General features: G+C 63.2%; 15 protein-coding genes. 3 read left to right on the top strand and 12 right to left on the bottom strand.

Annotated elements, in window-relative coordinates; translation table 11 throughout:
• Positions 1 to 17: 17 nt before the first annotated feature.
• Positions 18 to 824 carry an endonuclease III gene (gene nth / locus EN852_RS03040; RefSeq protein WP_127874853.1) on the top strand — a complete coding sequence of 269 codons (807 nt, stop codon included), beginning with the start codon at positions 18 to 20 and terminating at the stop codon, positions 822 to 824.
• A 127-nt stretch (positions 825 to 951) separates the two neighbouring features.
• Here nth and EN852_RS03035 read toward each other — a convergent pair whose 3' ends face one another.
• On the bottom strand, positions 952 to 1,407 hold the full coding sequence (locus tag EN852_RS03035; RefSeq protein WP_127874852.1) for a DUF2214 family protein: 456 nt from the start codon (positions 1,405 to 1,407) through the stop codon (positions 952 to 954).
• Between the two features lie 278 nt (positions 1,408 to 1,685).
• Between EN852_RS03035 and EN852_RS03030 the strand changes: the two genes are divergently transcribed.
• Positions 1,686 to 2,240 (top strand): GNAT family N-acetyltransferase, encoded by a 555-nt coding sequence (locus EN852_RS03030; RefSeq protein ID WP_127874851.1) that lies wholly within the window; start codon positions 1,686 to 1,688, stop codon positions 2,238 to 2,240.
• A 375-nt stretch (positions 2,241 to 2,615) separates the two neighbouring features.
• On the opposite strand, the gene EN852_RS03025 is transcribed toward EN852_RS03030, so the two are convergent.
• The 9 genes from EN852_RS03025 to EN852_RS02985 all read right to left on the bottom strand — a co-directional run bounded on the left by EN852_RS03025 (position 2,616) and on the right by EN852_RS02985 (position 9,065).
• Entirely contained in the window at positions 2,616 to 5,102 is a 2,487-nt protein-coding gene (locus tag EN852_RS03025) for an EAL domain-containing protein (RefSeq protein ID WP_127874850.1), read from the bottom strand.
• Between the two features lie 302 nt (positions 5,103 to 5,404).
• Positions 5,405 to 5,803, bottom strand: coding sequence for a DUF1801 domain-containing protein (locus tag EN852_RS03020; RefSeq protein ID WP_246694161.1), 399 nt, complete (start codon positions 5,801 to 5,803; stop codon positions 5,405 to 5,407).
• Between the two features lie 76 nt (positions 5,804 to 5,879).
• On the bottom strand, positions 5,880 to 6,323 hold the full coding sequence (locus tag EN852_RS03015; protein WP_127874849.1) for a DUF1801 domain-containing protein: 444 nt from the start codon (positions 6,321 to 6,323) through the stop codon (positions 5,880 to 5,882).
• Positions 6,323 to 6,556, bottom strand: a complete 234-nt coding sequence (locus EN852_RS03010) for a hypothetical protein (protein ID WP_127874848.1) — start codon at positions 6,554 to 6,556, stop codon at positions 6,323 to 6,325. The genes EN852_RS03015 and EN852_RS03010 overlap by 1 nt, the downstream gene beginning before the upstream one ends.
• Before the next feature lie 39 nt (positions 6,557 to 6,595).
• A complete protein-coding gene (locus EN852_RS03005) occupies positions 6,596 to 6,988 on the bottom strand; it encodes a VOC family protein (RefSeq protein ID WP_127874847.1) in 393 nt (130 codons plus the stop codon).
• Between the two features lie 86 nt (positions 6,989 to 7,074).
• Positions 7,075 to 7,485, bottom strand: coding sequence for an SRPBCC domain-containing protein (locus EN852_RS03000; RefSeq protein WP_127874846.1), 411 nt, complete (start codon positions 7,483 to 7,485; stop codon positions 7,075 to 7,077).
• Positions 7,482 to 7,805, bottom strand: coding sequence for a metalloregulator ArsR/SmtB family transcription factor (locus EN852_RS02995; RefSeq protein WP_127874845.1), 324 nt, complete (start codon positions 7,803 to 7,805; stop codon positions 7,482 to 7,484). The genes EN852_RS03000 and EN852_RS02995 overlap by 4 nt, the downstream gene beginning before the upstream one ends.
• A gap of 147 nt (positions 7,806 to 7,952) precedes the next feature.
• The gene (locus EN852_RS02990) at positions 7,953 to 8,423 is read right to left on the bottom strand and encodes an NUDIX hydrolase (RefSeq protein WP_127874952.1); all 471 of its coding nucleotides are present in this window, start codon (positions 8,421 to 8,423) and stop codon (positions 7,953 to 7,955) included.
• Positions 8,424 to 8,672: 249 nt separating this feature from the next.
• A complete protein-coding gene (locus EN852_RS02985; protein WP_246694160.1) occupies positions 8,673 to 9,065 on the bottom strand; it encodes a hypothetical protein in 393 nt (130 codons plus the stop codon).
• A gap of 115 nt (positions 9,066 to 9,180) precedes the next feature.
• Between EN852_RS02985 and EN852_RS02980 the strand changes: the two genes are divergently transcribed.
• Positions 9,181 to 9,765 carry an invasion associated locus B family protein gene (locus tag EN852_RS02980; RefSeq protein ID WP_127874844.1) on the top strand — a complete coding sequence of 195 codons (585 nt, stop codon included), beginning with the start codon at positions 9,181 to 9,183 and terminating at the stop codon, positions 9,763 to 9,765.
• 52 nt (positions 9,766 to 9,817) lie between these two features.
• Here EN852_RS02980 and EN852_RS02975 read toward each other — a convergent pair whose 3' ends face one another.
• Both EN852_RS02975 and EN852_RS02970 read right to left on the bottom strand, forming a co-directional pair.
• A complete protein-coding gene (locus EN852_RS02975; protein ID WP_127874843.1) occupies positions 9,818 to 10,519 on the bottom strand; it encodes a response regulator transcription factor in 702 nt (233 codons plus the stop codon).
• On the bottom strand, positions 10,516 to 13,239 hold the full coding sequence (locus EN852_RS02970; protein WP_127874950.1) for a sensor histidine kinase KdpD: 2,724 nt from the start codon (positions 13,237 to 13,239) through the stop codon (positions 10,516 to 10,518). The genes EN852_RS02975 and EN852_RS02970 overlap by 4 nt, the downstream gene beginning before the upstream one ends.
• Positions 13,240 to 13,288: the final 49 nt, after the last annotated feature.

Here is a 13,288-nt window from a genome sequence, read left to right as displayed (position 1 = left end):
ACTATTATAGGAGGGAAATGGCGCCTCCCAAGTCGAAAAAAACCGCAGCTGTCAAAAAGTCTCAACCCTCCACTGCCAGTGGCGGCCGGGCGCCCCGTGGAAGACCGCTAAAGGCCACCTCGCGATCGCTTTACAGCCCAGCCGAGGTGCATGAGATCTTCCGGCGCTTTTCGGTGCAGCGGCCGGAGCCGAAAGGCGAGCTCGACTATGTCAACGCCTTCACCCTGCTGGTCGCGGTGGTGTTGTCGGCGCAGGCGACCGACGCCGGCGTCAACAAGGCGACCAAGGCACTGTTCGCGGCTGCCGACACGCCAGCCAAGATGCTGGCGCTGGGCGAGGCCAAGGTCGGCGATTACATTCGCACGATAGGGCTGTGGCGCAACAAGGCGAAGAACGTGATCGCGCTGTCGAAGGCGCTGATCGACGATCATGCGGGCCAGGTGCCGCAGGATCGCGACGAGTTGGTGAAGCTGCCGGGCGTCGGGCGCAAGACCGCCAATGTCGTGCTCAACGTCGCCTTCGGCCAGCACACGATGGCGGTCGACACGCATATCTTCCGCATCGGCAACCGGATCGGGCTCGCCCCCGGCAAAACGCCGGAACAGGTCGAACAGGGGCTTCTCAAGGTCATCCCGGCCGAGTTTATGCGCCACGCGCATCACTGGCTGATCCTGCATGGCCGCTATGTCTGCAAGGCGCGCAAGCCTGATTGCCCGGCCTGCGTGATCGCCGATATCTGCAAGTCGAAGGAGAAGACCACCGACATTCCGGCCCCGCTGGTGCCGATCGCGCCGCTGGATGAGACGTTTCCGGCCGAGGCCTAGAGCCGGGTGATTTCAGGTCGAATCGACCCGAAATCTGAATCCGGCTCTAAAGTCAAAGAGATAGAGCATGATGTCGCCCGAAAACCACTTCACACTTTTCGGCATCATCTAGAGCGAGGGTTTGGCTCTAGTAGCCGTAGCCGCGCGCCATGGCCGCGGCAAAGACCGGAATGAGCAGGAAGATGAAGCCTTCGGCGCGGACATAGCTCTTCACCGAGGCAAGTTCCGCCGCCGGCACCGCGAAAGAGGGATTGCCGCTGGCCTGCCTGTTCCAGGAGATGAAGCCGATGGTGGGCACGATCGACAGCAGGCCGACGATGGCGAAGGCCGCCATCTTTGCCCAGAACACCCAGTTGTAGATGTAGAATTCCCAACCCTTCAGGCCGAAGAGCACCCGGCAGACGCCGACGATGATGATCAGCGCGGCGATGATGCCGTAGTGGCGGTCGATGCCGGCAAGGCGCTTCAGCGTCGTCGCACCCAGATCGCCGCGCACCAGCACGAACTCGGCGCCGATGATGCCGGCCAGCGAGAACACCAGCAGATGATGGAGAATGGCCAATACAAGATCAGTAGTGTCCATGTTCTTCCCTGCGCCTGGTGGCCGCGAAGCGGCTGGATACTGTGTCCGAAGAGTAGCATCATAGGTCAGGAATCCCAGACGGCGAAATCGTTGCGCTGGAGGATGGTCCCGGACAATCCTGGCCCTTGCCAGGGGACGCCGGTTTGCTAGAGCAATCCCAGGAAAAGTGCGAGCGGTTTTCCGTCCGGAATTGCGTAAAAACAAGAGTTAGTGTGTTTCACCGTTTCCGCGAAACGGTGAAACAGACTAAGCGCTGCCGTCTCAACGAGAGGAGTGCCATGAGCGTCAAAACGGAAGCTGGCGTGCCGGTCCTGGAGACGGCGCGGACTATCCTGCGGCCCCATCGTCTGGGCGATTTCGAGACGTATGCCGCCATATGGGCGGAACCTGCGGTGACCCGTTTTATCGGCGGCAAGCCGCGCACGCGCGAGGAAAGCTGGATGCGCTTCCTGCGCCATGCCGGCCTGTGGTCACTGATCGGCTACGGCTTCTGGGCGATCGAAGACAAGGCGACGGGGCGCTTCATCGGCGAGGCCGGCTTCCATGACTTGAAGCGCGAGATCGAACCTTCGATCGAAGGCGTGCCGGAAGCCGGCTGGGCCCTGGCCTCGGAGGCGCAAGGCCGAGGGCTTGCGAGCGAGGTTGTCGGGCGGATCGTCGCCTGGAGCGACGAGGCGTTCGGAGAGGCGAGAACCGTCTGCATCATCGATCCGGAAAACGGCGCTTCGTTGAAGGTGGCCGAAAAGAACGGTTATGGAGAGATCTTGCGGACCACCTATCACGAGAAGCCGACGATCCTGCTGGAACGGCGGGCCGGAGGGGTTGTCGCCTAGTTCGTCGACACAGGGATTTTGAAAGGTTGCCGTTTGTCTTGGTGTGAGATTTCCGTTCACGTCCGTGAAAGTCAGCGCAAATGCCGGGGATTGGTTGAAGCCGCCCCAACCTCGTCATTCTATGGCGGAGCAAGGAGCGAAGCGACGCGGCGCAGACCATAGAATCCATGCCGTGACATGGAAGCGCCGGCACGGAGCAGAATTCTGCTCCGTTGCACGCCTTGGCGAAGGTAACGGCATGGATTCCAGGGTCTTCGCGACGGAGCTTCGCTCCTGCTTCGCCCTGGAATGACGATCGCGACGGGCGTTACGGCCAATCTCCAAGGCATGCCAACCTGCCAACGCAAACCCTGGAATTGCTCCAGAGTTGGATAATCAGCCGGCTTTGCGGCGCAGCGTCCGCGTCAAAGTCTCCCAGCTATCCGCCGTTGCATCGCGCTCGCTGCGATTGGCGCGCAGCACCGTGGTTGCGTCGAATGGCTGGGGCCGCGCAATCGCATAGCCTTGCGCATAGTCGACGCCGATCGCTTTCAAGGCGTCGAGGATGCCGTCGCTTTCGACGAATTCGGCGATGGTGCGTTTTCCCGTCACCTTGCCGATGTGATGGATCATTTCGACCATGGCTCGGTCGATGCGGTCGTCGAGCATGTCCTTGACGAAGCTGCCGTCGATCTTGAGGTAGTCGACCGGCAAATGCTTCAGATAGGCGAAGGAAGACATGCCGGAGCCGAAATCGTCGAGCGCGAAGCGGCAGCCCAGCCCGCGCAGATCGGCGATGAAGCGCATGGCTTCGGAAAGATTGGCGATGGCGCTGGTCTCGGTGATCTCCAGGCAAATCGTTTCGGGCGCAACGGCGTGCGCGGCGAACTGCTCGCGCATGAAGCCGAGGAAGGTCTCGTCGCCGAAAGTGGCGCCGGAGAGATTGATCGCGCAGGTAGATATCGGCGTCGCGCGCGGATCGGCGCGCCTGGCCGCCAAGGTGGCGAAGGTGTTGCGGACCACCCAGCGGTCGATCGCCGGCATCAATCCGTAGCGCTCGGCCGCCGGGATGAAGCTCTGCGGGGTGACGAAGCTGCCGTCCTCGTCGGTCAGCCTCAGCAGGATTTCGATATGCGCGCCCTGCTCCGGAATATCGTCGCGCAGGGGCGCGATCTCCTGCGCATGCAGCCTGAAGCGGTTCTGATCCAGCGCGGCATGCAGACGCTGCACCCAGGCCATCTCGCCGAAGCGCTCGCGCAGCGCGGTGTCGCCATCGCTGTGGAACTGGACGCGGTTGCGGCCCTTTTCCTTCGCCATGTAGCAGGCGACGTCGGCGGCGCGCAGCACCTCCTCCAGCGTCATGCCGACATTGGCGACTTCGACCATGCCGATGCTGACGCTGATGTTGAAGGGGCGCCCGTCCCAGGAGAAATGCAGGTCCTGGACCGTGGCGCGCAGCCGTTCGGCCGTTGCGGCGGCACAGTCGGCATCGCAATCGAACAGCAGCACGCCGAATTCGTCGCCGCCGAGCCTGGCCAGAATATCGCCGGGCGGCAGCTCGTTGGCGAGCAGTACCGAGATCTGGCGCAGCAGCTGGTCGCCGGCGGCATGGCCGCATGTGTCGTTGACCAGCTTGAACTGATCGAGGTCGAGATACATCAGCGCGTGCCGGCGCGACCTTTCCGACGCTTCGGAGATCGCGCCTGCCAGCCGGTTCTCGAAGTCGCGGCGGTTGACCAGCCCGGTCAGCGCATCATGCGATGCCTGCCACGACAGGCGATCGATATAGTCCTGCTCGCGTGTCATGTCATGCAGGGCCAGGACGCAGCCGAGGATCTGGCCGGAAACGATCAGCGGCGCGCCATTCAGCGCCACCGGCACGACCGAGCCGTCGGGACGCTCCAGGAGCTGCGGGCGCACGTTGGAGCGGCGCGGCTCGCCCGCCAGCAGGCGCGGGATCAGATCGGTCTCCTCGACGCCGCTGTCCTTGTCGACGAGCCGGAACAAGGAGGGGACGGGTCTGCCCCTGGCCGCGGCAAGCGAGCAGGCAAGCAGCCGCTCCGCCACGGCGTTCATATAGTCGAGCCGCCCCTCGGAATCGGTGCTGATGACGGCCTGGCCGATCGAGGCCAGCGTGATCTGGGCGCGCTCGCGCTCGGCGTTGAGGGCGCTCTGAAACGCCTGGCGCTGTATCATCAGCTTGCGCGTGCGCCAGACGACGAGCAGGATAAGCAGGGCGGCGGTGGCGAGATTGGCCGCCGTCAGCGCCATCTTGATGAAGCGCGATCCCTCGCCGAGGCTGTCGGAAAAGGCCTTGGCAAGCGGTCCGATCCGGCGGTCGAGCTGGTGGATTTTTTCCTTCCAGAGACCGATCTCAGCCGCGGATGCCGGCCCCTTCTCAAGCCTTCGATGCATGTCGTCGCCAAGTCCCTCGATGGCGAGGATCATCTCATCGGCCGATGTCCAGTGGCGGATCGCGGTGTCGAGATAGCTGACGCGGCGGAAATTCCGGAACAGCCAGATCAGGCCGTCAACATCGTCGGGGTGGTTGTTGCCGCCGAGAAAGCCAATCCTGGCCGCATTCGTGTCGGGCTCGGCCCGTTCGAGCGCCAGCCGCGCGGCGCGATCGGCGAGCGGCACGGCGATGGCTTGACGATATTCGTTGAAATACTCCTGCTGGCCGGTATCGGCATAGAGGTTCAGGAAGTAGATGGCGTGCTTCTGGCCTTTCGACCATTGGCTTTCGCCGCCGACATAGGCGCGGACAGCCGATAATGTGTGAAGGCTGAGGGTTGCAACCAGCGCCTGGATCAGGACCACAGCGACAAAGGGCCAGACCAGCCCTATCAGGCGCGGACCGGCATCGGTCGACGAGAGCTTCATCCCATTCCCATGGAGCTCGTTCAGGCTCCCTCGGTGTCTGTCCGACTGGCTCATCCGTCGGTTGAGACGATATTCTTCCCCACATGTCGCCCGGTTATTGGCGACATCGATCCAGATAGCGCGCCTGGCTTAACGGCCGATAAATTCGCCCAGTATTTGTTTCATGAATTATTGCTCAGAAACAGAAGAGCGCTTACGCCGCGTGACGGCGATATTTGACGCATAGTATCGATCCGTGTTGCCGGGGCGCGGAAGAAAAAGCCGGCAACATCAAACCGATAGCGTTACACCGCGGCCATCTCTCAGCGCTTGGCCTTCGATCTGTTGAGGGCCACGGCTTCGCGAACGAGCGCCTTCAGCGCAGCTTCGTCGACCCTGTCGCCTTGCTTGAAATCGATGGCGCGCCTGGTGTTGCCTTCGAGGCTGGAGTTGAAGAGCTTCTTGGGATCGGGCAGCGCCGCGCCCCTGGCGAAGGTCAGCTTGACGACGGCCTTGTAGGTCTCGCCGGTGCAGATGATGCCGGCATCCTCCCAGACCGGCACCCCGCGCCATTTCCACGTCTCGACGGCTTCCGGCGCGGCCTGCCGGATCAGGGCGCGGAGCTGGGCAAGCATCTGGCCGCGCCAGTCGCCCAGTTCCTTGATCCTTCCGTCGATCAGCTCGGACGCAGACCTGCCGTCCTGCTCGCCGTCTTTTTGCACGTCTGGTTTCTCCCTAATGCTGGATCTGAGATCGCCACCGTGGTCCTTCGGGGAGACGGCGCTTGATCCTTCGCGCTTACATCCGTTCGCCCGGCAGCTGGCTCGCCTGTTTCACCCAGGAAACGAACTGCTCCTCGTCGAGCCGATCTTCTTCATGGATATGGACATAGCGCGTGTTCCTGCTCTTGGATTCGACCGGAGGCACGGGGTCCAGCGACAGGCCGCGGAAGAACGCCACCTTGATGTATTTGGCGAAGCAATGGATGCCGAGAAACCAGCCTTCGCCCTCCATGCCGTAGAATGGAGAGTTCCATTTGACGGTCTTTTGCACGTTGGGAACGGCTTGCTTGATGAGCTGGTCGAGCCGGCGCGCGACCTCGCTCTTCCAGCCCGGCAGCGCCGCGATATAGGCCTGCACGGGAGCGTCGCCATGGCCCTTGGCGATCTGCGGATTGCCGCCCGAAAGCAGGACCGGCTTCTTGTCCGGAGATGCGTCGGCCTTCGATTTCGCCTTCGCCATCAGGCCGATCCAGTGCGCTCGCGCGCCGGCCCGCCGCGCCATCTGGCGGCATAGGGCAGCGCGAACATGTAGAGCCCGCTGAACAAAAGCAGGAAAAGCGGGATCAACGGCGAATAGACGATCCAGGCGGGCGGCGGGCCCATGGCCATGGCGGCGAAATTGGCAATGACGGTAACGGTGAAGATGATCGACAGCCAGCGATGAAGCTGCCTGATCCATTTGCTCCAGTCCAATCTAACCTCCTTTGCAAATGACGAGACAGATCGAGCTCTCTACCAGCGCGCCAGCTGCGAAAGCTGAATGAGGTTGCCGCAGGTGTCGTTGAGATGCGCGATGGTGGCGCCCGTCACAGCGGTCGGCGCCACGGCGAAGTTGCCGCCATTGGCCTTGATGCGCTCATGGTCGGCGTTGATGTCGTCAGTGAACAGCATCAACGCCGGCTGGCCCTGCTTGAAGATGGCCTGCTGGTAGGTTTTTGCCGCCGGATTGTCGTTGAGCGCCAGTTGCAGCTCGGTGCCGTCCGGATCGTCGGGCGAAGTAACGGTCAGCCAGCGAAACGGCCCGTTGGTGAAGTCGGCCTTCTTGGTGAATCCCAGCACGTCGGTATAAAAGCCGAGCGCCTTTTCCTGGTCGTCGACATAGATCGTGGTCAGCTTGATCTTCATTTCGATATCTCCATAGCTTGCGCCTGCGGTGTGCCGCCCCGCTAAACAGCGTGTGGTTCCGAGCAGTTCTGCTGTTGGCCGCGACCTCAGTCGAGCCGCGAAAGGACTTCCTCCAAGGTCGCCAGATACCTCTTCCAGCCGACGGTGGCGCCGCGGTAGTACGGCTCCTGATCCGTGCGGAAGCCGACCTGCTCCATGCGCAGATGCGTGCCCGTGCCCGTCGGGGTCAGCGTCCAGGTGACCACGCTCTCGAGGTCCTTGGTGTCCCAGCTGTAAGACAGCGTCCGGTTCGGTTCGACCGTCTTCACCCGGCAGTCGACGCCGCCCCACTCCGCGCTCATCTTGAAGCGGTGGTCCACGACCGGCTTGAAGTTGTTCTTCATCAGCCACTCCTCGATGAGATGCGGTTGGGTGAGCGCGCGCCAGATCTTTTCCGGCGGAAAAGCTATCTCGCGCTCGACGATGACGGAGCGCGTTGCAGCCGAAACTTCGTTCATTGATCCATCCTTTTGAGCAGGTCTTCCAGATCGTCGAACCGGCTTTCCCAAAACCCCGCCATGTCGCGCGTCCAGTCCATCAGCGGCGCGAGCGCCTTGAGCTGCGCGCTGTAGTGGGTCTGGCGCCCTTCATGGCGGTCGCGCACCAGCCCAGCCTCCTTGAGCACGCCGAGATGCTTCGACACCGCCGGCTGCGAGACACCGGCCTCGGCTGTGAGGGCTCCGACCGTCTGCTCGCCCTGGCGGCACAGACGTTCGAAAATGGCGCGCCGGGTCGGATCGGCAAGCGTCCTGAACAGCATATCGTGCGCGGTCGTCATTTCTAATCAATAACCCGGTGGCTATTGATTGACGTATAACCGTCGGGATATGTATGAGTCAAGCAGCGAATTGGGACGGCCCGGCCGCGACGGTGGATCGCCACCGGCATGCCGGTAAGGGCCGAACGATATTGAACAGGCGTCCGCTTAAGACGACGGATCGGCAGCCGGAAAGGTCAAATCCCGGAGTAGGGTCGAAAGCTCAGGCTCGTCGATGAGCAGGGCAGCATCTGCCGGCGGCAGCCATGCGCGTTGCCGGTTCGCGGCCTCCCGCCAATCGGCAAGTTCCTCCGTGACTTGAAGGAGAAAGACCGAAACATCCACGCGAATGAAGCCATCGGTCATGCGTTTCCAATAGGAATAGGTGCCGGCAGGCTGCTTCAGGGCCTTGCCGAGAACTCCGGCCTCTTCCTGGGCTTCGATCGTTGCCGCCTTGCGTCCGCTCTTGCCCTTCATCGGCCAACCCTTGGGCACGATGAAGCGCCGCGTGGTGCGCGAGGTGACGACCAGCACTTCGAAGCCGCCGTCTTCCCGCAACCGAAACGGAATGGCCGCCACTTGGCGGATCCGTTGCCCTTTCTTGGCTCGGCGAACTGCTTTCTTCTTGGTTGTTGCCATCCCAAATTCCGGTGAGAGCAGCATCCCTGCCATACGCTGTCGGCGCGGGCAAAAAGCTGTCCCCTGCAAACCCTAGAGCGCCTCACCATTTCGTGGAAACGGCGAACCGCTTTATTTCTCTGTCTTGACGCAATTCCTGACGGAAAACCCGTGTCACACTTTTCCTGGAATTGCTCTAAAACCACCGGCCTTGCAATCGGGTATTTTGCCGGTAAGTAAGTCGGCTAATAAACTGAAAAAAACAAAATGTCAGCGGCAAACCCGAGAAATCGTGTTGCCGACCGCTTCCATTCGACATGTCTGATCATATACCGGCACATTGGGCTGAGGCTGGCGCGTGATCGGCCGGTCGAGCTCACGATAGATCTGCTGCTGCTGCTGGTACTGCTGCCGCTGCAATTGGTTCTGCAACTGCTGCAACTGGTTCTGCTGCACCAACGCGTTGCGGTTCGTCGGGATGACGACCTGGGCCGATACGCCGGAAGCCATGCCCACCAAGCCGGAGACCGCCAGGACAGCTGAAATCAGAAACGTCGATAGGTAGCGGGGCGACATGGCTTCTTTGTCCGCATGAAAAACAGAACCTCGGCCTAATATAGGGTGTTGGACCGGCGCTGCCATGGTCAGCTGATCGATTGTCATGCCAAAGAAAATCCGGCCCGTGCCCCAGCATTGCACTTGACGGCGGCGGCTGCCGGCGGCTCTAACAGCGGCTCCGCCCGTCCACGCGACTGGTCGGTTGGCAACGAGGGATTCGATGAAAATCAGGTATAAGTTCGCCATAGCGATGCTGACCGTCGCGGGTATCGTCGGTCCGCCGGCATTCGCGGCGCAGAACAAGGGCGACAAGGTTGCCGCTCAGCCTGCCGACGCGGCGGCCAAGCCGCAGCTGCCGGGCGGCGCCTCGGCGCTGTCGGAAACGCATGGCGACTGGACGGTGAACTGCCAGGTCACCGGCACCAACAAGGTCTGCAGCCTGTCACACCAGCAGTTCAACAAGCAGAGCGGCCAGCGGCTGCTGGCGATCGAATTGACGACCAAGACCGGTCAGGACGCCGCGGGCACGCTGGCGCTGCCCTTCGGGCTTGCGCTCGCCAACGGCGTCGCGCTCGAAATCGACGACAAGAAGCTCGACGGCACGCTGCAGTTCAACACCTGCCAGGCGGTGGGTTGCCTGGTGCCGGTGACGTTCGACGCCGACATCACGCCCCTCCTGCAGAACGCCACCACGCTGAAGATCAACGCTATCGCCGCGGACACAATGCAGCCGATCTCCTTCACCATCTCGCTCAACGGTTTTGGAAGCGCGCTGGCCCGGACGGCGGATCTGTCGGCAGACTAAGCGGGCAAACAAGGGCGCTCGTATTTGGGCGATCGGCGAAAGCCGGTCGCCCTTATTCGTTTCCGTCCACCTCGCGCAGACGATAGCCCACCCCCGTCTCGGTGATGATGTATCGCGGCTGGTCCGGGGTCTTCTCGATCTTCTGCCGCAGCTGGCGGACATAGACCCTCAGATATTGCACGTCGGTCGAGTCGTTCCAGATCTGCTTCATCAGGAACTGATGCGTCAGCACCTTGCCTGCATATTGCACCAGCATGCGCAGGATGTCGTATTCCTTGGGCGACAGTTTCACTTCCTTGCCCTCGACCTTGACGATGCGCTTCACCAGGTCAACGGAGAGGTCGCCGGTATGGAACACCGGCTTCTCGCCCTGCTGCTGGAACTTGTGGCGCAGCGCCACGCGGATACGGGCGACCAGCTCGTTCATGCCGAAAGGCTTTGTCACATAGTCGTCGGCGCCAAGCTCGAGCGCCGAGACGATGCCGGCCTCATCGGTGCGGCTGGACAGGATGACGACCGGAATGTCGAGCCCGTCGCCGCGCCATTTGCCGAGCAGCTCCAGGCCGGTCATGCCGGGCAGGCCGAGATCGAGCAGGATCAGGTCGGGCCGCTCGGCCTGCACGAGGTCGATCGCCGCCTTGGCGTTCGGCGCCTCGGAGACCGTATAGCCCTGGCTGCCCAAGCCGACGCGCAGCAATTTGCGGATCGGCGGCTCGTCGTCGACGACCAATATGGAAACGGCCTGATTTGTCATGCCGCATCATCCGTAAGGGGCGCGCCGAGCGCCGGCAAGTCAGCCGGCACCGGCATGCGGATGGTGAAGATCGCGCCCGGACGGTCGGTGCGGTTGGCCGCCGCGATCGTGCCGCCCATCGCCTCGATGAAGCCGCGGCTGATCGACAGGCCGAGACCCGTTCCGGCGCGTACCTGGTCGCGTTTGCGCACGCGGTAGAAAGTGTCGAATATCCGCTCCAGGTCGCCCGGCGGGATGCCCGGCCCCTCATCCATCACCTGCAGGATGACGGCGCCGTTGTCGACCCAGGCCTGCAGCCGGATGATCGAGCCGGGCGACGCGTATTTGGCGGCATTGTCGAGCAGGTTGAACAGAGCCTGCTCGAACAGCACGGGATCCAGCCGCAGCATCGGCAGGTCGGCCGGGATGTCGGTCTCTATTTTGTGCTCAGCGGTGATCGTCTGCGCCCGGTTCAGCGCCGAGCCGACGACATCGCCGACATAATGGAGCGCGTAATTCGGCTCCATGGCGCCCGACTCGATCCTGGTCATGTCGAGGAGATTGGCGATGAAGCGGTTCAGACGCTCCGACTCGCTGACCACCGTCGACAAAAGCTCGGCGCGATCCTTTTCCGGCAGCGCCGGCGCGAATTCTTTCAGCGTGCCGGCCGCGCCCATGATCGCGGCAAGCGGCGTCTTCAGATCGTGCGAGATCGAGGTGAGCAGCGCCGAGCGCAACCGGTCCGCTTCAGCCGCGAGCCTGGCGCGGTCGACATCGTCGACGAGTTGGACGCGCTCGATGGCCACCGCTGCCTGGTCGGCCAGGGCGTCGAGCAGGCGCTGCTGCTCAGGCGTCAGCAGCGGTCCCTGCTTGTCGTTGTCGAGGCCGACCACGCCGATCGCGGTCCGCCCCGTCCGCAAGGGCAGATAAAGACGCTTTGCGCCGGGCAAGGTGTCGGCGCCGCGGCCGGCGGCGCGGTTGTGCTCCCAGGCCCAGCGGGCGGCCGCGATGTCGGCCTCGGCCAATGTATCGTCGGGCGGATAGCCGGCCTTGACGGTGATGGTGCCGTTTTCCGGCAGAAGCAGCACGACCCGGACCTTCAGCATCGAGGCGATCTGGAAGGCGGTGGCCCACAACACGTCGTCGAGCGTGCCGGCGCCGGCGAGCTTCTTGGAAAAGGAATAGATGTCCTCGGTGGCGCGCGCCCGCGAGCGCGCGGCGACGGCCTGGCGCTGCACGCGCGCCGTCAGATTGCTGGCGATGACGGCGACGACGACGAAGACGACGAAGGCTACGATGCTTTCCGGATCCCGGATCGTCAGCGTGTAGCGCGGCTCGAGGAAGAAGAAGTTGAAGGCAAGCGCGCTCACGAAGCAGGCATAGAGCGCCGGCCAGAGCCCGAAGGTCACAGCCGCGGTCAGCACCGCCAGAAGCAGGACGCTGGCGAGATTGCGGACATCCAGGAACTGGTCGAGGATCGAGCTGACGGCCAGCGCGCCGACGACATAGACGGTCGAGATCAGATAGGGCCAGATCTGGAAAGGCTTCTGCTCGGGCGCAGCCTTGACGCGTACCTGCGGGGCGTCGCCATCACGCTCGGCGCCCGAGATGACGTGGACGCTGATGTCGCCGGCGTTGCGGATCAGATCATAGGTGAGCGAACCCTCGATCAGTTCGCGCCAGCGCGAACGGGTCGGTCGGCCGATGACGATATGGGTAAAATTGTTCGTCGTCGCGTGGCGCACGATGTCCTGGGCGACGTTCTGGCCCGGAATGGTGGCAATCTCTGCGCCGAGCTGCTCGGCAAGCCGCAGGTTCCTGGCCAGGCGGTCCTTGTCTTCCTCGGACATGCCGGCCAAACGCGGCGTGTCGATGTGAAGCGCGGTCCAGGGCGCGCGCAGCCGGTCGGCGAGCCGGCGCGCATAGCGGATGCGGGCCGCGCCGCCGGGCTGCGAGTCGACACAGACCAGCACCCGCTCGCCGGCCGCCCAGGGGCCCGGAATGGCATGTGACTGCATGTGGTTGAGCAGCTGTTCGTCGACGCGCTGGGCGGTGCGGCGTAGCGCCAGCTCGCGTAGCGCCGTCAGATTGCCCGGCGAGAAATAGTTCTCGATGGCGCGCTGCGCGGTGTTGGGGAAATAGACCTTGCCGTCCTGCAGCCGCTTGATCAGGTCGTCAGGGGTAAGGTCGATGATCTCGATGTCGTCGGCCTCGTCGATGATGGAATCGGGCACCGTCTCGCGCACCCTGACGCGCGTGATCTGGGCGACGACGTCATTCAGGCTTTCGACATGCTGGATGTTCAGCGTGGTGTAGACATCAATGCCTTGCGCCAGGATCTCCTGCACGTCGAGATAGCGCTTGGGATGCCGGCTGCCTGGCGCGTTGGTGTGGGCAAGCTCGTCGACAAGGACCAAAGCAGGCCGCCGCCTCAGGATGGCGTCGATGTCCATCTCGTCGAGGGTCTGGCCGCGGTAATCAACCAGGCGGCGCGGAATCACCTCATAGCCGTCGACCAGCGCCTGGGTTTCCTTGCGGCCGTGGGTCTCGACGACGCCGATCACAACATCGACGCCGTCGGCGCGGCGGGCGCGGCCCGCCACCAGCATCTCGTAGGTCTTGCCGACGCCGGGTGCCGCGCCGAGAAATATGCGCAGCCGGCCACGGCCCTCGCGCTCGGCATGCTCGAGGAGCGCGTCGGGGGAGGGGCGGTTCTCGGAGTCGGTCCTGTCTTCGGGCATCAGTCCAATCATGGTATGCGCCGGGGACCGTGTCGATCCCCGGCGCGCG

Source organism: Mesorhizobium sp. M2E.F.Ca.ET.209.01.1.1 (genome assembly GCF_004010375.2).
Lineage (GTDB): Bacteria > Pseudomonadota > Alphaproteobacteria > Rhizobiales > Rhizobiaceae > Mesorhizobium.
This window is presented reverse-complemented; position numbering and strand designations above follow the sequence as displayed.

Excerpts from the sequence above, each read along its gene's own strand:
- nth (WP_127874853.1), top strand. The coding sequence starts at position 18 with ATGGCGCCTCCCAAGTCGAAAAAAACCGCAGCTGTCAAAAAGTCTCAA.
- EN852_RS03035 (WP_127874852.1), bottom strand. The coding sequence starts at position 1,407 with ATGGACACTACTGATCTTGTATTGGCCATTCTCCATCATCTGCTGGTG.
- EN852_RS03030 (WP_127874851.1), top strand. The coding sequence starts at position 1,686 with ATGAGCGTCAAAACGGAAGCTGGCGTGCCGGTCCTGGAGACGGCGCGG.
- EN852_RS03025 (WP_127874850.1), bottom strand. The coding sequence starts at position 5,102 with ATGAAGCTCTCGTCGACCGATGCCGGTCCGCGCCTGATAGGGCTGGTC.
- EN852_RS03015 (WP_127874849.1), bottom strand. The coding sequence starts at position 6,323 with ATGGCGAAGGCGAAATCGAAGGCCGACGCATCTCCGGACAAGAAGCCG.
- EN852_RS03005 (WP_127874847.1), bottom strand. The coding sequence starts at position 6,988 with ATGAAGATCAAGCTGACCACGATCTATGTCGACGACCAGGAAAAGGCG.
- EN852_RS03000 (WP_127874846.1), bottom strand. The coding sequence starts at position 7,485 with ATGAACGAAGTTTCGGCTGCAACGCGCTCCGTCATCGTCGAGCGCGAG.
- EN852_RS02995 (WP_127874845.1), bottom strand. The coding sequence starts at position 7,805 with ATGACGACCGCGCACGATATGCTGTTCAGGACGCTTGCCGATCCGACC.
- EN852_RS02990 (WP_127874952.1), bottom strand. The coding sequence starts at position 8,423 with ATGGCAACAACCAAGAAGAAAGCAGTTCGCCGAGCCAAGAAAGGGCAA.
- EN852_RS02985 (WP_246694160.1), bottom strand. The coding sequence starts at position 9,065 with ATGACAATCGATCAGCTGACCATGGCAGCGCCGGTCCAACACCCTATA.
- EN852_RS02980 (WP_127874844.1), top strand. The coding sequence starts at position 9,181 with ATGAAAATCAGGTATAAGTTCGCCATAGCGATGCTGACCGTCGCGGGT.
- EN852_RS02975 (WP_127874843.1), bottom strand. The coding sequence starts at position 10,519 with ATGACAAATCAGGCCGTTTCCATATTGGTCGTCGACGACGAGCCGCCG.
- EN852_RS02970 (WP_127874950.1), bottom strand. The coding sequence starts at position 13,239 with ATGCCCGAAGACAGGACCGACTCCGAGAACCGCCCCTCCCCCGACGCG.